Source organism: Stenotrophomonas sp. YJH_SMC_8, from assembly GCF_059371315.1.
This window is the reverse complement of sequence record NZ_JCAFUL010000009.1, coordinates 91,573-109,758: the sequence shown is the minus strand read 5'-3', so window position 1 is coordinate 109,758 and position 18,186 is coordinate 91,573. Positions and strand designations below refer to the sequence as shown.

Here is an 18,186-nt window from a genome sequence, read left to right as displayed (position 1 = left end):
TCGATGGATGGCACCACGCACGCCCCTACTCCATGCTCGCTTCCCATTCTTCGCTCATCATCTGGATGGCGGTGGCCATTGCCACTGTCGGCCTGCTGTTCCGCCCGTTCCGCATCCCGGAGTACGCGTGGGCGCTCGGCGCGGCCGCGTTGCTTCCGCTCAGCGGCACCGTGTCGTTCGGCACTACCTGGCACGCAGTCGCCGAAGGCCGCGACGTCTACCTCTTCCTGGTCGGCATGATGGTGCTGGCCGAGCTCGCCCGCCGCGAAGGGCTGTTCGACTGGCTGGCGCTGTATGCGGTGCGGCATGCGGGCGGCTCGGGGCGGCGCCTGTTCGACCTGGTGTTCCTGGTCGGCACGCTGGTAACGGTATTTCTTTCCAATGATGCGACAGCCGTGGTGTTGACCCCGGCGGTCTACGCGGCCTGCAAGGCGGCCCGCGCCAATCCCCTGCCCTACCTGTTCGTCTGTGCCTTCATCGCCAATGCGGCCAGCTTCGTGTTGCCCATCTCCAACCCGGCCAACCTGGTGGTCTACGGCCAGCACATGCCACCGCTGCTGCAGTGGCTGGCGCAGTTCGCACTGCCCTCGCTGGCGGCGATCGGTGCGACCTATCTTGTGCTGCGCTGGGTGCACCGGCGCGAGATCGCACAGCCGCTGGTGGCCGCGCCGCAGCATCGCCCGCTGACCGAGGGCGGGCGCCTGAGTGCGCTGGGTGTGCTGTTCACCGGCAGCGTGCTGCTGGTGACCTCTGCACTTGACGGGCCGCTGGGCCTGGCCACGTTCTGCGCCGGTGCACTGAGCGTGGCGGCGGTGGTGGTTCGTCAGCGCCGCAGCCCGCTACCGCTGCTGCGCCACGTATCCTGGGGCGTGCTGCCGCTGGTGGCCGGGCTTTTCGTGCTTGTGGAAGCGGTAGCGCAGACCGGCGTGATCCAGAGTGCAGCCGGCGCTCTGCAGGCGCTGGCGAAGGCGTCGCCGCAGCAGGCCAGCTGGCTGGCGGGTGGTGCGGCCGCATTGCTCAGCAACCTGGCCAACAATCTGCCGGTCGGCCTGGCGGCCGGTTCGCTGGGCCAGATGGCAGAGCTGCCGGCACAGACCCGTGCCGCATTGCTGGTTGGCGTGGACCTGGGCCCGAACCTGTCGGTGACCGGCTCGTTGGCCACGATGCTGTGGCTGGTGGCGCTGCGTCGCGAGGGCGAGCATGTCAGCGCGCTCGACTTCCTGCGCGTCGGCGCGCTGGTGATGCCGCCCGCGCTGATCGGAGCGCTGCTGCTGCTCTGATCGGCGCGCGGGCGGCGTATCGGTGTCAGAACGCCAGCTGCAGGCGGGTATTGAAGGTAGTGCCTTCATCCCTGCCTGCTGCACTGCCACTGCGGTGGCGGGTCTGCCAACGGACGGCTTCGAACATCACGCGGCTGAAATCGTTGAGGTACCAGTTCGCGCCCAGCGTCCATGCGTGGCCGGTGCCGCCACTGGGCAGTTCGGCATAGTCCACGTCTTCATAGCGGCCCTTCAGCTCCCATGCGCCGCGACCGCCACGCGTCACCGGGTCGGCCACCTTCACGCGTCCCCAGGTACCGGTCTTGCCCGTGTAGGACGGGCGTGCGCCAGCCAAGAACCAGCCGGCCGAGATCGCCCAGGCCTCGTGGTCACGATCATAACGGCCGCTGGCGTCGCTCCCCCGCAGGCTGCGGGTGCCCCATTCGCCGGTCGCCCACGCCTTTCCGAAGAAGCCGGCCAGTTCGGCACCGTAAGCCGTGCTGCGCTCGGCGCCCAGCAGTGTGCCCGGCGCGATCTTGACCAGATCGTTGAAATGCCCGGCGATGGCCGAACTGCGAACAACGCCGCTGGCGCCTGCGGCGATCTCCTCGTGGAACGCCCAGGCCCCCAGGTGCACCGTGACCGCGTCGCTGGCCACGGGGTTCCAGTGCACGCGCGTGGCCCAGGTCTGGCTGTCGTTGTCGGTGCCGGCGTTGTTGAGATCGTTGCCGGCCACCGACACGCTGGCATGCCACCCCTTTCCATACACGCGCTCGGTCAGCCCGACACCAAACAGGCCGCGCTGCGGCAGCATCAGCGTGCCGACCACGTTGCGCTCCTGGAATGGCGTGTTGGAGGTGCTGCTGGAGCCATCGATACCGCGATCATTCAAGCGATTGCCAACCGTGAGATCGGCCGGCAGGCCGAACAGGGTGTGGTCCAGCGTGGCATAGACCGACTTCCAGGCCACCGCGTTGTCGGCGAAGTCGCCCTCCACCACCCAGCCCAGGGTTCCGTAGCGTCCCTCTGCGCCCAGGCGTACCGAACGGATCTCCGTTCCCGAAACGTTGCGGTCGGCGACCGCGGAACCGTCAGTACTGGAGGCATCGACGAACAGGCGTCCGCGGGGACGGAACACCGTATTGCCGTCGGCACTGCTGAGCTCCGGTGCGCCCTTGGCCCAGGACACCTTCGGCAGCTTGGACTGGTTGGATTCCAGTGCCGCCACCCGCGTCTCAAGCACAGGTGCGGGCTCCGGCGGCGTGGGTAGCCCGGCCGCTATGCCCTGCCCTCCCTCGACGGCGCGCAGGCGCGCTTCCAATTGCTGGATCTGCAGCGCCTGCTGCTGCACCAGGCGTGACAGTTCGGCATGGCTCAGTGGTGCGGGCTGGGGCGAAGCAGACTGGGCGCCTGCGTGACCGCTGGCCAACAGCAGGCCGAGCGCGACCGACAGCGCTGCCAGCGGCAGCACGGTGGAATGATTCATGGGCTCTCTCTCCGGCCAGCCGGCCCCCTGGCCCGGCGCTGGCCTGTTGCGGTGGTGCGGGGGAAGATCGGGGGAGGAAGTGCGCGCCGCCGGATCGGTCCGGCGGCGCGGCAGGCCGGCTCAGCGCGGCCGGTTCAGCTGGTGGCCTGTGCCTGGGCGTTGGGACGCCAGGTGATCAGCTTGTTCTCGACCACGTCCAGCAGAGCGTCGATGACCAGCACGAAGGCGGCCAGGATGATGATGCCGGCGAACACGCCCACGGCATTGAAGTTGCCCTCGGCCTGCGCGATCAGGTAACCCAGGCCCGCCGAGGCCCCGAGGTACTCACCGATGATCGCGCCGACCACCGCGAAGCCAACCGAGGTGCGCAGCGAGGACAGGATCCAGCTGGCTGCTGCCGGGAAGTAGACATGGCGCAGCAGGTCGCTGCGGCTTGCGCCCAGGATGCGGGCATTGGCCAGCACCACCGGATTCACCTCGCGCACGCCCTGCATGGCATTGAAGAACGTGGTGAAGAACACCAGGGTGACCGCCAGCGCCACCTTCGACCACAGGCCCAGCCCCAGCCACAACACGAAAATCGGCGCCAGCACTACGCGCGGAATTGCGTTGAAGCCTTTGATGAAGGGATCGAGGATGCGCGCCGAGCGGCGGCTCAGGCCCAGCCAGACACCGCCGGCGACACCCAGGCCGGTGCCGATGATGTAGCCCAGCGCGGTTTCGGTCAGGGTGATGTAGACGTGCTGGTAGAACGAGGTATCGGACAACCAGGTCCAGGCCTGCTGCACGATCGCCGTCGGCGAAGGGAAGAAGAACGGATCGATCACGCCCAGCGCGATACCGCCTTCCCAGCCGCCGAAAACGGCGACTACCAGGGCCAGCTGGATGAATTTGTCAGTCTTGGCGTGCATAGCTCTTCTCCACTTCGCCGCGCAGGCAGGCCCAGATGTCGCGGTACAGGTCGGTGAAACGGTCATCCAGCTTGATCTCGGCCACGTTGCGCGGACGCTCCAGATCCACGTCGAAGCTGCGCACCACGCGGCTGGCTGGGCCGGAGGACAGCACCACCACGCGATCCCCCAGGGCGATCGCTTCTTCCAGATCGTGGGTGATCAGGATCACCGAGCGCCGGTCCTCCTGCCACAGACGCAGCAGCTCGTTCTGCATCAGGTGCCGGGTGTGGATATCCAGCGCCGAGAACGGTTCATCCATCAGGATCACCTTCGGCTCGACGATCAGCGCCTGCGCCATCTGCACACGCTTGCGCTGGCCACCGGACAGCTGATGGGGGTAGCGATGTTCGAAACCGGCCAGGCCGACCTTGGCCAGCCACGCGTTGGCCTTGGCCTTGCGTTCGGCTTCGGGCACGCCGCGGAAGCGCAGGCCGAGTTCAACATTCTGGTAAGCCGTCTTCCACGGCAGCAGCGCATCCTGCTGGAACAGGTAGCCGACCGACTCCTGCACGCCGCTGACAGTACGGCCATCGATGGCTACTTCGCCGGAGGACGGTTTCAACAGCCCCGCCACGGAATTGAGGATGGTGCTCTTGCCGCAGCCGGTCGGCCCGACGATGGCAAGGAACTCGCCGTCACCCACCTGGATGTCGACATCACGCACGGCGGTGAATTCGCCGAAGGACATGGTCACCTTGTTGAGGGCGACCATGGTCTGTGCAGGCTCCAGCTGCGGCGCGCCGTTGAGCTGGCGCACGGTGGCATTGAGGGCCATGGGGTTACCTCCGATCACGGTTGGGCCGCCGGCGCCGCAGCGTGGGCACGCTCGACGAAGGCATTGGTGTAGGTCCTGGACAGATCGATGTTGGCCTTGGCCACATCCGTGTTGAACTCGCGCAGCACCTTCAGTGGGGTTTCCAGGTCGGCCGGCGTGAAGTGACCGTCGCGTGTAAAGATCGCGCGGGCGTTCTCCACCGCGCGGGCATAGGTGGCGCGATCGCCGGAGACGTAGCTGTCCGGCAGCGCGGCAACGATCTCTTCGGCACTGTTGTCGGCGATGAACTTCAACGCCATCTGCTCGGCACGGGCGATCTTCTCGGCTGCCTGCGGGCGCTTGTCCAGGAAGCTCTGGTTGGCATACATCACCGAGGTCGGGTACAAGCCGCCATAGACCTGGCGGGCGCCGTCGTCGCTGCGCGCGTCGAGGAGGATCTTGCCGACCTTGCGCTCGGTGATCAGGGTGGCGGCCGGGTCGTAGTTGACCAGCAGGTCGATCTTGCCCTGCTCCAGGGCGGCAACCGCTGCGGCGCCGGAGCCGACGCCGATCAGCGAGATGCTGTCGGCCGGAATATCATGCTGGGCGAGGAAGTGACGGACGAAGAAGTCTGACGAGGAGCCCGGCGCGGTGATCCCGACCTTCTGGCCCTTGATGGTTTCCGGCCGGGCCGGATCGAAGGTGGCATCTTCGCGGCCGGCCATCACCAGCCCGGAATTGCGCGAGAGCAGCACAAAGGCAACCACGTCCTTGCCCTTGGCCTGCATCTGGATGGTGTGGTCGTAGAAGCCGACGGCCACGTCGGTGGAATTGGCCACCAGCGCCTGCAGTACCTTGGAGCCGCCCTGGGCGAAGTTCTCGGTCTTCACTTCGAGACCGACATCCTTGAAATAGCCCTTGGCGTCGGCGATGAAGAACGGCAGGTTGTTGAGGTTGTAGGAGCCGACGCTGATGCGCACCGGTGCGTTGTCAGCGCTGCCTGTGGTCGCACCTTCGGCGCGGCCGCTGTTGCTGCACCCGGCCGCGGCCAGGCCGGCCGCGCACAGCGCGGCCATCAGGAACTGCTTGTACATCATCCCTCCCAGGAGTGAAGCATCTACGTTGTGGTGGCGGGGCAGGCACGCCTGTGCCGACCCAGCCGGTTTCAGATCATGCCGCTGACGTCCATTGGCGGTCTTGGGTGGTACTGGCCGTGGCGTGCGCGGGCGAAGTTGCGTATACCCGACCGTCGAACAGTCGGCGTGCGGTGCGCACCACGCTGGCAATCACCGGCGTATCGTCCGAACTGCGACTGAGACCCACCTCCAGGGCCCCGCTCGGATGTTCGAGGGTAATGCTGCCGGGAACGGACAGGCATCCGACCAAAGTGTGGGCCAGCGTACCCGGCGTGACGGCGGCGGTGGCCAGGCCGACCGCGCCGGTAATGGCCAGTGCGGTATGGCATTGGTGCGGCATGAAATAGCGCACCTGCAGATCGCCCCCATGCTGGGGCGCCGACAGCAGCACCGGCTTGGGGATGACCGTGTTGCCGGCGTCGGCGATGCCCATGCGGGCCCCCGCCTCGATGCGAAGCGCTTCCAGCCGGCGCATGAACGCCGCGTCCGCGTTCAGTTCGGCGGGCGAGGCATCACCGTGCACGCCCAGGTCTTCGGCACGCACCAGCATCATCGGCATGGCGCAGTCCACCAGGCTGACCGGCACGCCATTGATGGTTTCCTGCGCGTGCCCGCTGGGCAGCAGCTTGCCGGTGCGGGCGCCTGCCGCATCGAGGAAGGAGAGCCTGACCGGCGAGGCCGAGCCCGGCGCGCCGGCAATGCGCGTATCACCGCGATAGACCACATTGCCGCCGGGCGTTTCCACCGTCGCGATGATCAGCTTGCCGGTGTTGACGTTGTGGATGCGCACCTCGGTCTGCGGATCCTGGGCCTGCACCAGCCCCCGCTCGATGGCATATGGGCCCACCGCCGCCAGCATGTTGCCGCAGTTGGGGGACGTGTCCACCACCTGCTGCTCCACCCTTACCTGGGCGAACAGATAGTCCACGTCGGCGTCTGCCCGGCTGGATCTGTCGATGATGGCCACCTTGCTGGTCAGCGCGTTGCCACCACCGATGCCGTCGATCTGCAGCGGATGACCCGACCCCATCACTTCCACCAGCAGGCGATCGCGTTCGGCGGTGTTCGCCGGAAGGTCGCTGGCCAGGAAGAACGGGCCCTTGGAGGTGCCACCGCGCATGAGCACGCAGGGAATGCTGAGCAGATCGTTGGACATACGTGTGCTAGATTGATGCGTATAGGGGATGAATGACCCCTCTGTGATTCGATACTGGCATGACCCCAATTGATCTGTGAATTGCTGATTTTTGGATGATTGATACCCAATGAGCATCAATTGCGAAATCCTCGATCTCCGCGCGTTCCTGCTGGTATCGGAGACGCGCAGCTTCCATCGGGCCGCGGAGATCCTGCACGTCTCCCAGCCGGCACTCAGCCGACGGATACAGAAGCTGGAGCAGGCGGTGGGTTCGCCACTGCTGGAGCGCACCACGCGCAGCGTCAGCACCACCGCCGTCGGCGAGAACCTGCTGCCGCTGGTGCGTCGCATGCTGGAGGAATTCGATGGTTCACTGTTCTCACTGCGGGGCCGGGACGATACGCGGGGCGCTACCGTCACCATCGCCTGCCTGCCCACGGCGGCGTTCTACTTCCTGCCCAGCGTGATGGCGCGCTTCCACGAAGCGCATCCCAACGTGCGCTTCCGGATCCTGGATATCCCGGCGACCGAGGGCCTGCAGGCGGTGGAACGTGGCGAAGTCGAGTTCGGCATCAACTTCATGGGCGCCAACGATCCGAATCTCGATTTCGACGTACTGGCCCAAGACCCGTTTGTGCTGGCCTGCCGCCGCGACCACCCCCTGGCCCGCAAGCGCAGGGTGGAGTGGGCTGACCTGGCAGAGCATCAGCTGATCACCGTGCATCGCACCAGCGGCAATCGCACGCTGCTGGACGGCGCCCTGGCGCGCGAGAACCTCAAACTGAGCTGGCACTACGAGGTGACCCACCTGTCGACGTCACTGGGCATGGTCGAGGCCGGCATCGGCGTGTCTGTCCTGCCGAAAATGGCTACGCCGGACGGGGATCATCCCACCCTGGTGACGCGCTCGATAGGCAACCCTGTGGTGTCGCGCACGATCGGGATCGTCCGTCGCCGAGGCGCCCTGCTCTCGCCTACTGCGGAACGCTTTCTCCAGATGCTGATGAGCCAGTGGCGTGGGGAGACCTGAGCATCGTTTGCTGGACGGGCCGACCCTGGATCTGGCCGAGGGTGGTGGCCGGGCATGGCTCGGCCCTACAGATGAGCCAGCTCTCGCGCAAGGAAAGGCGCTGTCCTGCTTCCCTGCGCGCGCGCCACCTGTTGCGGCGTTCCCTTCGCCACGATGGTGCCACCGGCACTGCCTGCGCCCGGCCCGACGTCAATCACCCAGTCCGCCTGCGCGACCGCCCGCATGTCATGCTCGATCATCACCACCGTATTTCCTGCGTCGACCAGCCGCTGCAGCTGAACCAGCAGCCTGTCCGCATCCGACGCATGCAGGCCGGTGGTGGGTTCGTCCAGCACGTACAGCGTGCGCCCGCGCTGGCTGCGCTGCAGTTCGGTGGCCAGCTTGATGCGCTGGGCCTCGCCGCCTGAAAGCTCGGTGGCCGGCTGGCCCAGCCGCAGGTAACCCAGGCCGATTTCCTGCAGCAACTGCAGCGGGCGGGCAATGGGCTCCTCCGCGCTGAAGAATGCGTGCGCCTGGTCCACCGTCATCTGCAGGACCTCGGCGATGTTGCGGTCGTTCCACAGCACCTTCAGCGTGGCTTCGTTGTAACGCGCGCCGTGGCAGGTGGGGCATGGGGCGTAGACGCTGGGCATGAACAGCAGCTCGACGCTCACGAAACCCTCGCCTTCGCAGGTCTCGCATCGGCCCTTGGCCACGTTGAACGAGAAACGGCCCGCATCGAACCGGCGACGACGTGCGGCCGGCGTCGCCGCGAACAGTTTGCGTACGTGATCGAACAGCCCGGTATAGGTGGCCAGGTTGGAGCGCGGTGTGCGGCCGATCGGCTTCTGGTCCACCTGCACCACGCGTTGGATGGCGTCCACATCACCGGCCAGTTGGCCTCGGGTGGTTTCGATCACGGTCGGCCCGTCCGTGGGTGAGGCCTCGGCACCATCGTCCGCGGGTTCGTGCCCCAGATGCAGCAGCATCAGCTCCGGCAGCGCCTGCGCCATCAGACTGGACTTGCCCGAGCCGGAAATGCCGGTCACTGCCGTCAGCAACCCCAGCGGCACCTGCGCGTCCACGCCCTGCAGGTTGTGACGGTGGATGCCTTTCAGCTCCAGCCAGTTCCCGGCGCTGCGCTGGCGGCTGGCGGGTGCAGGCACCTGGTCGAACAGATACCGGGCCGTGCGCGAATCCTGTACCTGGCGCAGGCCATCAGGTTCGCCGCTGTAAAGCACGCGCCCTCCCCGCTCGCCGGCCTCCGGCCCCACGTCCACCAGCCATTGCGCGCGGCGCATCAGCTCCAGATCGTGTTCGACCACGAACACCGAGTTTCCGCCATCACGCAGCCGGTCCAGCGCGTCGTACAGCGCCTGGCTGTCGGCCGGGTGCAGGCCGGCCGAAGGTTCGTCGAGCACATACAGCACGCCAAACAGCAGCGAGCTGAGCTGGGTGGCCAGCCGCAGGCGCTGCAGTTCGCCAGCGGACAGGGTGGGCGTGGCGCGGTCCAGCGAGAGATAGCCCAGGCCAAGCTCCCGTAGTTGCCGCACCCGCCCCATGACCCCGCCCGCCAGCCGCTGTGCAGCCAGCCGCTTCTCTTCGGACAGGGCCGAGGTCAGGCGTACATCCGGAGCCGCAGCGTGGACGGCGCGACCGCTGGCCGCTCGCTGGCTGCGGTCGCGTCGCGTGGTCGTCTTGCTGGTGCGTTCGCCCCGGCTGTGCGCGCTGAAGTCACCTCGCGCGATGGGCTCCAGCAGATCTGCCAATTGATCCAGAGGCAACCGCATGAACTCACCGATATCCACACCCGCGAAGGTGACCGAGAGCGCCTCCGGCTTCAGGCGCTTTCCGTGGCAGGCCGGGCACAGCTTGCCTTCCATGTAGCGGGAAACCCGTTTGCGCATCAGCGCGCTCTGGGTATTGGCGAAGGTATGCAGCACATAACGACGCGCGCCGGTGTACGTGCCCATGTAGCTCGGTTCGAGCTTTCGCTTGAGCGCTGCCCGGGTCTCGGCAGGCGTGAAGCCGGCATAGACCGGCACGGTGGGTGTTTCCTCGGTGAACAGGATCCAGTCTCGATCCTTCTTCGGCAGCGTCTTCCACGGCACATTGATGTCGTAGCCGAGCGTGACCAGGATGTCGCGCAGGTTCTGGCCATGCCATGCCGGCGGCCAGGAGGCGATGGCGCGCTCGCGGATGCTCAGCGACGGGTCCGGCACCATCAAGGCTTCGGTCACTTCGTAGACATGCCCCAACCCGTGGCAGGTACTGCAGGCGCCCTGCGGCGTGTTGGGCGAGAAGTCTTCCGCGTAGAGCATCGGCTGGTTGGCCGGATATGCGCCTGCACGCGAATACATCATGCGTACCAGGCTGGAGAGCGTGGTGACACTGCCCACCGATGAACGCGCATTGCTCGCGCCGCGCTGCTGCTGCAACGCCACTGCCGGTGGCAGCCCGTCGATGGCGTCCACATCGGGCACGCCGGCCTGGTCGATCAAGCGCCGCGCATAGGGCGCAACGGATTCGAAGTAGCGTCGCTGCGCTTCGGCGAAGACGGTGCCGAAGGCCAGCGATGACTTGCCGGAGCCCGAAACGCCGGAAAACACCACCAATGCGTTGCGCGGAATGGAGACGTCGACATTCTTGAGGTTGTGCTCGCGCGCGCCGCGTACCTCGACGCAACCGCTGGCAGCGGCGGCACATGACGATTCACCAAAGGGGGGCTTGGACATCTTCGCGATCCTGCGGGCAGAGGAAAGCGCGCGTGAGGCGCGCCCGATGGTGCATTCTCGCTGCTGCGGGGTGAACATGGGGCATGGCGCGGTCACGCCATGCGTGACTTCCGAACACCCATAACGGACTGTCAGCGCCCGTCCGGCCGAACCGGCTCGCGGGCCCCCGTTCTGGGAGCAAACGCCACCTTCTCTCCATTGACCAGCTCGACGACGAACTGGTTGGAGCGATTGAAGCCGATGTTGGTCACCCACGAGAGGTGTGAGACAGTGCGCCGAAGCTGCGATGTGCGCCGATACAACTGATCGAGCGTAACGGTGCGAACCAGGCGGCCGCGATTGTAGAAATGCAGCACCGGCTCGCTCAACGTCACGTCAGCCGGAACCAGGTTCATGCCCTCGTAGCCGACCACAACCGACTCCCCATCGTCCGATGGGAACAACCAGCGATGCCATCCGGGTATCAGCCAGGCATCCTGGCCCGATGCATGTGGTGTTACCCGCGTTGAATTGAGGGCCGGATCGGAATCAGCACAGAGATTTCGAGCGGGGGAACATGCCGTGAACCTCTCCGGCGGCGGCAGCGGGGAGTCGGCAAGCGCCGGGCCCGCAGCCAGCAGTGCAGCGATGAGCGCGATGAGAACCTTCATGTCACTGCACACCTCGATGAAGTGGTCGCCGAAGCCGAAACTAGGCGGCGTGCACGTAGGGCGCTACCGCCGCGGCAAGCACATCGATTCCCCACGCGGAGCCTGCGATCTCCTCGGGCTGGCTTCTCTTGAAGCGTGACCAGTCGGCCCTTGCAAGTCTGCCGACCAGAAGCTGATCGGCAGGAAGCTGGTGCATCGACCAATAGGGAAACTGCCGGGTGGAGACGCGCCCCCGCGCCAGCTCCACGACATCCGTATGGCTGGCCGATTGCAGCACGCGCTCGTAGACGCTGGCCACGCCATCTTCCGGCCCTTCGAAGTACTGCACGAATCGCGTGCCGTCGTGCAGCAGCACGCCCGTCACGCCTGCAACTTTATTGAACCTCGCGGCATCGGCCACGAGCGCCTCCAGGCGATCGATCGAAAGACCTTCTACTGCTTGACTTGCATATACAACGGCCCGAATGGGCATGAATTTCGCCTTGAATATGGCGCCACATCGGCACCCGCTCACACTCTAGCACCCGGCACAAGCCTGCCCCCTGATCCTGATTCTTAACTCTTCAGAATAAGGACGGTCGATGGCTGCGCCGTACGGCACGTCAGACGGCATGATGGGCGCCCCAAACGTTCAGAGCATTGTTCATCTTCATGCGAGACATCGGACAGTTCTATGTAGTCAGCGTCGAAGGAGTGGCGCGTGAGGATGGCACCCTGCTGCAGGTCACCCGGATTGATTGCTCCTGCCTGAAATGCTCAAGGCAATTCCGGGCCATTCCTGATCATGGGCTTGTCGACCTCAACGGCGCCGCTTCGCTCAGCTGCCCGGGGTGTGGCAACCACCAGTCCGTCAGCCGTGCACGGCTGGAGGAATTCACGTTGCGTAGTGACCCCTGAGTTGACCCGCACCGCTTCTCGACACCGCGCCGACGCGCCCGACACCTCTGCATCGATATCTTCCCGTAGTAGACCCACAACGGCGTTCCAATGAGTCATACCGGCATATTCAAGATCACCGACCTCACCTACAGACCAGGCGCGGAGGGCGACCTGGCCCGGGCCCTGCAGATCGAAGCAACCTGCACGGCGTGCGGCGCAACCAGTGTCTGGGGTGAGCAGGAGATGGAGCATGTAAGAGGGGGAACGGTGCTTGCGTGCCGCGCATGCGGTACGCGCCAGGCCATCAGCAATGCCGGCCTGATCAGTTGCCCGTCCGAGATACGACACCGGCAGGGCTGACCGGGACGGGACCGGGCAACCACATGCGCTGCCCGGTAGCCGTCATCGATGGCCCGTCAGCCGCCGACTGCCGATGCCTGCGGCCGGTGCCGTTTGATCCAGTCCAGTGATTGGGCAATACCACCGAACGGAAAGAAGTGCGGGCTGACCAACCCGTGGGCGTCAGTCAAACGGCTCACCAGGTGGTCCACGAATACTTCCGGCCCTGCGGTCCCGAGCAGCCGCCCGATCGAGATGCCGTACCTTGCCAGCATGGATGCACTGGCACCCACCCCGCACATTGCGGCGTAGCGTGCCAACCGCGCGATGCTTGCCGGACCCGGCACGCCGACCAGCACCGGAACGTCGATGCCACGGGCGCGCAGCGCGTCCAACCAGGCCAGAACGATGTCGGCATCGAAGGCGAACTGCGTGATGATCATCGGCGCCATGCCGCGCGCTTCGATGGCCTGGCACTTGTGTTCCAGCACCTGCCAGCACCCGACACTGCCCATGACCGGATGGCCCTCGGGGTGGCCGCCGATGGCGACGGCCTTGATGCCGGCCCTCTCCAGAAGCCCGGTCTCGATGATCGAAGCGCTATCAGCAAATGGGCCGGCGGGCGTGGCCAGATCGCCGCCGATCAACAGGCACTGGGCGACACCGGCCTCGTTGGCGGCGCGCTGCAGGAACCGTTCAAGCACCACACGCGACCCGATGCGACGGGCCGAGAGATGCGGCATCGGCTCGAAGCCCAGCTCACGCACCCTGCGCGCCGCAGCCAGTCGTGCGTCGTCGTCCTCGCTGGCCAGCCAGGGAATGGAGATTGTCGTGCCGCGTGGAATGCGGGCAGCCTCCGCGTGTAGCGCGGGCATGGCTTTGGCGCTCACCTCCAGCGAAAAGGCATCCAGAAAGGCCCGCGCCCGCAGCGACGTAGGTGCGGCCATTACGTGCCCCCGCGCGCATTGCTGGCCAGCGGCGTGCTGTTCCGTGCCAGTTCGATGAAAGCCTGCAGGTAGTCGATACCGGTATCCGCCTCGCGTGCACCCAGGTAGATCTGCTTGGGGATGCCCTTCGCACCCAGGCGAACGGGCACCACATCCATGCGGGCGGCGTACTCCTCCACCAGCCAGCGTGGCATGGCCGCCACGCCGCGGCCGCTGGCCACCATCTGCATCATGATGTCGGTGGTTTCAATGGCCTTGTGCCGTCGCGGGGTGATACCGGCCGGCAGCAGGAACTGGTTGTAGATGTCCAGGCGCTCGAACGGCACCGGGTAGCTGATCAGCACTTCCTGGCCGAGCTGGCGCGGCTTTACGTGGTCCACCTTGGCCAGGGCGTGGTTGCTGGCCACCACCAGCACCTGTTCGTAGTCGAATACGGGAATGAACTTCAGGCCCGGCTTCAGCAGCGGGTCCGGGGTGACCAGCAGGTCGATCTCGTAGCCGAACAGCGCGCCAATGCCACCGAACTGGAACTTCTGCTTGACGTCCACGTCCACGTCCGGCCACGCGGCCAGGTACGGCGAGACGATCTTCAGCAGCCACTGGTAGCAGGGATGGCATTCCATGCCGATGCGCAGCGCGCCCCGCTCGCCCTGTGCGAACTGGCCCAGCCGCTCCTCGGCCAGATCCAGTTGTGGCAGCACCCGGTTGGCAACCGCCAGCAGGTACTGCCCGGCCTGGGTCAGCCGCAGGCTGCGGCCTTCGCGCAGCCAGACGTCGGTGCCCAGCTGCTGCTCCAGCTTCTTCATGCTGTGGCTCAGGGCCGACTGGGTCAGGTTGAGTACGCCGGCGGCGGCGGTGAGCGAGCCCTGCTGCTCGACCTGCTGCACGATACTGAGGTGGATCCGCTCCAGCATGATGATGAATCCTGCTCATGGATTGGTGAAGTAATACCATTTTACGTCATGGAAGGGCGTAGCTAGCATCGGGTCATGCTTTCACCTACCCGCCCCCTTCGACTCGTCGCCGTTTCCGGCGGATTGCAGCGCCCCTCCAGGGCCGCCACCCTGGCCGAGCATCTGCTGGGCCTGATCGGCGAAGACATCCATAGCGAGCAGCACCTGGTCGAGCTGGGCGAACTGGCCCCGCAGCTGGCCGGCGCGCTCTGGCGTTCGCAGCTGCCCGACACCGTGGAACGGCAGTTGGCCGCCGTCGAGCAGGCTGATGTGCTGGTGGTGAGCACGCCGGTCTATCGCGGCTCGTACACCGGGCTGTTCAAGCATTTCTTCGACTTCGTCCACCAGGACGCACTGGTCGACACCCCCATCCTGCTGGCCGCCACCGGTGGCAGCGAGCGCCATTCGCTGGTGATCGACCATCAGCTGCGCCCGCTCTTCAGCTTCTTCCAGGCGCGCACCCTGCCACTGGGCGTCTACGCCACCGACCGCGATTTCGCCGACGGCCGCGTGCAGAACGATGCCCTGATCGAGCGGGCACGGCTGGCGGTGCGGCGGGCCCTGCCGCTGCTGGCCCTGCCCCGCCATCGCGCCGCTGCCCTCGAGGCCGCCGCAGCACTTTGAATGCCGGATGCCTTCGCCCGCCTCCGGATGTCATCCCGCACTACGGAACGCCACCCATGACGACCGACACCTTTACCTTCAGCATCACGCGCATCCCCTTCAACGAGGATTACCAGCCTGCTGACGGGACGCGCATCACCACCAATTTCGCCAACCTGGCCCGCGGTGCGTCCCGCCAGGAAAACCTGCGCAACACGATCAGCATGATCAACAACCGCTTCAACGATCTGGCGCACTGGGACAACCCCAGCGCGGATCGCTACGCGGTCGAGCTGGACATCATCTCGGTGGAGATGCACATCGATGGCGGTGATGGCAGCGATCCGTTCCCGCTGATCGAGGTGCTGCGTCCGACCATCGTCGACACCCGCACCGGTGCCCGTACCGAAGGCATCGTCGGCAATAATTTCTCGTCCTACGTGCGCGACTACGATTTCAGTGTGGTGCTGCCGGCCAGCAACGAAGGCAAGGCCACCTTTGGCATTCCGGAAGGCTTCGGCGACCTGCATGGCAAGCTGTTCAAGCATTTCCTGGAGTCCGACGCCTACCGTGCCAACTTCAGCAAGGGGCCGGTGATCTGCATCAGCGTATCCAGCAGCAAGACCTACCACCGCACCGAGAACCACCACCCGATCCTGGGCGTGGAGTATCGCCAGGGCGAGTTCTCTCCCACTGACCAGTACTTCGACAAGATGGGCCTGCAGGTGCGCTACTTCATGCCGCCGGGCAGCGTGGCACCGCTGGCGTTCTACTTCCAGGGCGACCTGCTGGGCGACTACTCGAACCTGGAGCTGATCGGCACCATCAGCACGATGGAGGCCTTCCAGAAGATCTACCGCCCGGAGATCTACAACGCCAACTCCGTGGCAGGCAAGGTCTACCAGCCCAGCCTGAAGCACCAGGATTACTCCTCGACCCGCATCGTCTACGACCGCGAAGAGCGCAGCCAGCTGGCGGTCAAGCAGGGCAGGTTCACCGAAGAACACTTCATCAAGCCGTACCGCGCCGTGCTTGAGCAGTGGGCTGCCCGCTGATCCACCGATTCCCCATTCGCCCCCAGGAAACAAGACGCAATGTCGACGAAGAAACTGCTTCCCACCTCCACCGCAGGCAGCCTGCCCAAGCCCTCCTGGCTGGCCGAGCCCGAGAAGCTCTGGTCACCCTGGAAACTGCAGGACGATGGCCTGATTGAAGGCAAGCAGGATGCACTGCGCCTGTCCCTGCAGGAGCAGCAGCACGCCGGCATCGATATCGTCAGCGACGGCGAACAGACCCGGCAGCATTTCGTCACCACCTTCATCGAGCACCTCAGTGGTGTCGATTTCGAGAAGCGCGAGACCGTGCGCATCCGCAACCGCTACGATGCAAGCGTGCCGACCGTGGTTGGCGCGGTCAGCCGCCCGAAACCGGTGTTCGTGGAGGATGCGAAGTTCCTGCGCCGCCAGACCGCGCAACCCATCAAGTGGGCCCTGCCCGGCCCGATGACCATGATCGACACGCTGTACGACGCGCACTACAAGAGCCGCGAGAAACTGGCCTGGGAGTTCGCGAAGATCCTCAACGAAGAGGCAAAGGAACTGGAGGCCGCCGGCGTGGACATCATCCAGTTCGACGAGCCCGCCTTCAATGTGTTCTTCGACGAAGTGAACGACTGGGGCGTGGCTGCGCTGGAGAGGGCCGTCGAAGGCCTGAAGTGCCAGACGGCCGTGCACATCTGCTACGGCTACGGCATCAAGGCCAACACCGACTGGAAGCAGACACTGGGCTCGGAATGGCGCCAGTATGAAGAGTCGTTCCCCAAGCTGCAGACCTCCAGCATCGACATCATCTCGCTGGAATGCCAGAACTCGCACGTGCCGATCGACCTGATCGAACTGGTGCGCGGCAAAAAGGTGATGGTGGGCGCCATCGACGTGGCCTCCAATACGGTGGAGACGCCGGAAGACGTGGCCAACACGCTGCGCAAGGCGCTGCAGTTCGTGGATGCCGACAAGCTCTACCCGAGCACCAACTGCGGCATGGCACCGCTGGCGCGCGAAGTGGCGCGCGGCAAGCTGCGCGCGCTCAGCGCCGGGGCGAAGATCGTGCGTGAGGAGCTTTCGGCGTGATCAGGCACCGGTTGAGCGGAAATACCGGCCGTCCCCTGGTGTGAGGCCTTCCTGCACCCGGGCCTCTGCGTGAGGTCCGGGTGAGATGGCAGTCATTGCCCGATGGCAATCATCGCCTGCGTGCACGGCGCTCCGGGCAGTCCTTCGGATCGAACAGTTCGAGGGCGCTCATTATCTGGAGATTGGTAAACGCCCCGTCATGTCCCTGTGCGACAGCCTCGCAGTACCAGTAGATCTGCTCATCCCTGTCCTTGGGCACGCCCTGCCCGCTGGCATACAGGTTCCCGAGTTCGAACTGGGCGGGCGCGTAGCCCGCCATTGCCGCCTTGCCGAACCAGGCGGCTGATTGGATATCGTCCTTCGGCACGCCGATACCATCGGCATACATGGTCGCGAGCACGGCCTGAACCTCGGCGTCGCCACTTTTGGCAGCTGCCATCAGTTCCTCAACCGAGTTGAACCTCGGCGGGGGTTCGATCTGGTCACACCACACCTGGCCCTCCTTGCCACTCGAGCACAGCTTCTGGCGAGCATCGCTGACCAGAATTCCCTTCAGATCCTGGACGGCCGCCTTGGTGTACCAGCGCATGGCCTCGGCCCGGTCTTTGGTGAGGCCCGCGCCGCCGCGCTCATACAGGCTGCCAAGGTTGTACTGCCCCGCGGAAGCTCCTCCTTCGGCCGACCTGCGGATCCAGAAGAGGCCCTGCGCATCATCCTTTGACACGCCCAATCCCTCCAGGTACATCATCCCCAGGTCGGACTGTGCAAGACCGTTGCCTTGCTCCGCCGCCTTGCGCACCCAGAACAGTGCTTGCGCGAGATCCTTGGGAACCCCGGTTCCGTTCAGATACATCACGGCAAGGGAGGATTGGGCAGATGCATGGCCCTGCTCAGCAGCCTTGCGATACCACTCAACCGCCGTCACCGGGTTCCTGACCACACCGTTGCCTTGGTTGTAGCGATCTCCAAGATCATTCTCGGCATCTGCGCTGCCGGTCTCGGCTGCTGCCAGCACGCTCTTCAACGAGGCCGCTTCGTCATTGCCAAGCGCGTGGGCGCTGCAGGCGAAAACAAACAGGCCCGTGCACAGAACTGTGCGAACCCGGGCTCCAATCGAATCTTCCATGAACTTCTTCACTCTTCATCAATTCCAGAAAAATACCGCGTGCAAATCAAACTCAGGCTTTGCCGCCCACTATCGCCATGCGCGCTGCAC

At 65.4% G+C, this 18,186-nt stretch carries 16 protein-coding genes; 5 read left to right on the top strand and 11 right to left on the bottom strand.

All coding sequences use genetic code 11. From position 1 onward, the window contains the following. Positions 1 to 32: 32 nt before the first annotated feature. A complete protein-coding gene (locus tag AC5P88_RS13035; protein WP_286073603.1) occupies positions 33 to 1,280 on the top strand; it encodes an arsenic transporter in 1,248 nt (415 codons plus the stop codon). A gap of 25 nt (positions 1,281 to 1,305) precedes the next feature. Here the strand turns inward: AC5P88_RS13035 and AC5P88_RS13030 are convergent, their stop codons facing one another. The 5 genes from AC5P88_RS13030 to AC5P88_RS13010 form a co-directional block, all read right to left on the bottom strand. After that, complete coding sequence (locus AC5P88_RS13030; protein ID WP_495225232.1) at positions 1,306 to 2,745, bottom strand: OprO/OprP family phosphate-selective porin; 1,440 nt, start codon at positions 2,743 to 2,745, stop codon at positions 1,306 to 1,308. Positions 2,746 to 2,879: 134 nt separating this feature from the next. After that, the gene (locus AC5P88_RS13025) at positions 2,880 to 3,656 is read right to left on the bottom strand and encodes an ABC transporter permease (protein ID WP_005409726.1); all 777 of its coding nucleotides are present in this window, start codon (positions 3,654 to 3,656) and stop codon (positions 2,880 to 2,882) included. Beyond that, a complete protein-coding gene (locus AC5P88_RS13020; RefSeq protein WP_057504056.1) occupies positions 3,640 to 4,473 on the bottom strand; it encodes an ABC transporter ATP-binding protein in 834 nt (277 codons plus the stop codon). Before AC5P88_RS13020 ends, AC5P88_RS13025 begins: the two co-directional genes overlap by 17 nt. A gap of 14 nt (positions 4,474 to 4,487) precedes the next feature. After that, positions 4,488 to 5,546, bottom strand: coding sequence for an ABC transporter substrate-binding protein (locus tag AC5P88_RS13015; RefSeq protein ID WP_111111692.1), 1,059 nt, complete (start codon positions 5,544 to 5,546; stop codon positions 4,488 to 4,490). A gap of 76 nt (positions 5,547 to 5,622) precedes the next feature. Then, positions 5,623 to 6,744, bottom strand: coding sequence for a 4-oxalomesaconate tautomerase (locus tag AC5P88_RS13010; RefSeq protein ID WP_495225294.1), 1,122 nt, complete (start codon positions 6,742 to 6,744; stop codon positions 5,623 to 5,625). 109 nt (positions 6,745 to 6,853) lie between these two features. Between AC5P88_RS13010 and AC5P88_RS13005 the strand changes: the two genes are divergently transcribed. Then, entirely contained in the window at positions 6,854 to 7,756 is a 903-nt protein-coding gene (locus AC5P88_RS13005; protein WP_111111694.1) for a LysR family transcriptional regulator, read from the top strand. Between the two features lie 65 nt (positions 7,757 to 7,821). Here AC5P88_RS13005 and AC5P88_RS13000 read toward each other — a convergent pair whose 3' ends face one another. The 5 genes from AC5P88_RS13000 to AC5P88_RS12980 form a co-directional block, all read right to left on the bottom strand. Then, positions 7,822 to 10,470: an excinuclease ABC subunit UvrA gene (locus AC5P88_RS13000; protein ID WP_495225230.1), complete on the bottom strand. Its 2,649-nt coding sequence runs from the start codon at positions 10,468 to 10,470 to the stop codon at positions 7,822 to 7,824. A gap of 131 nt (positions 10,471 to 10,601) precedes the next feature. Further along, positions 10,602 to 11,120: a hypothetical protein gene (locus AC5P88_RS12995; protein WP_495225229.1), complete on the bottom strand. Its 519-nt coding sequence runs from the start codon at positions 11,118 to 11,120 to the stop codon at positions 10,602 to 10,604. Positions 11,121 to 11,160: 40 nt separating this feature from the next. Next, positions 11,161 to 11,592: a BLUF domain-containing protein gene (locus AC5P88_RS12990; RefSeq protein WP_106548484.1), complete on the bottom strand. Its 432-nt coding sequence runs from the start codon at positions 11,590 to 11,592 to the stop codon at positions 11,161 to 11,163. 823 nt (positions 11,593 to 12,415) lie between these two features. Further along, complete coding sequence (locus AC5P88_RS12985) at positions 12,416 to 13,285, bottom strand: methylenetetrahydrofolate reductase (RefSeq protein ID WP_495225228.1); 870 nt, start codon at positions 13,283 to 13,285, stop codon at positions 12,416 to 12,418. Beyond that, positions 13,285 to 14,199 (bottom strand): LysR family transcriptional regulator, encoded by a 915-nt coding sequence (locus tag AC5P88_RS12980; protein WP_099552177.1) that lies wholly within the window; start codon positions 14,197 to 14,199, stop codon positions 13,285 to 13,287. The genes AC5P88_RS12985 and AC5P88_RS12980 overlap by 1 nt, the downstream gene beginning before the upstream one ends. Before the next feature lie 75 nt (positions 14,200 to 14,274). On the opposite strand from AC5P88_RS12980, the gene msuE reads away from it, so the two are divergent. From msuE to AC5P88_RS12965, 3 genes are read left to right on the top strand one after another with little or no spacing between them, the layout of a single operon-like run. Further along, the gene (gene msuE / locus AC5P88_RS12975) at positions 14,275 to 14,862 is read left to right on the top strand and encodes an FMN reductase (RefSeq protein WP_495225227.1); all 588 of its coding nucleotides are present in this window, start codon (positions 14,275 to 14,277) and stop codon (positions 14,860 to 14,862) included. Between the two features lie 56 nt (positions 14,863 to 14,918). Next, complete coding sequence (locus AC5P88_RS12970; protein ID WP_106548480.1) at positions 14,919 to 15,896, top strand: DUF1852 domain-containing protein; 978 nt, start codon at positions 14,919 to 14,921, stop codon at positions 15,894 to 15,896. 39 nt (positions 15,897 to 15,935) lie between these two features. Further along, entirely contained in the window at positions 15,936 to 16,970 is a 1,035-nt protein-coding gene (locus tag AC5P88_RS12965) for a methionine synthase (RefSeq protein WP_106548479.1), read from the top strand. A 109-nt stretch (positions 16,971 to 17,079) separates the two neighbouring features. Here AC5P88_RS12965 and AC5P88_RS12960 read toward each other — a convergent pair whose 3' ends face one another. After that, positions 17,080 to 18,108, bottom strand: coding sequence for a tetratricopeptide repeat protein (locus AC5P88_RS12960; RefSeq protein WP_111113802.1), 1,029 nt, complete (start codon positions 18,106 to 18,108; stop codon positions 17,080 to 17,082). Positions 18,109 to 18,186 lie beyond the last annotated feature (78 nt).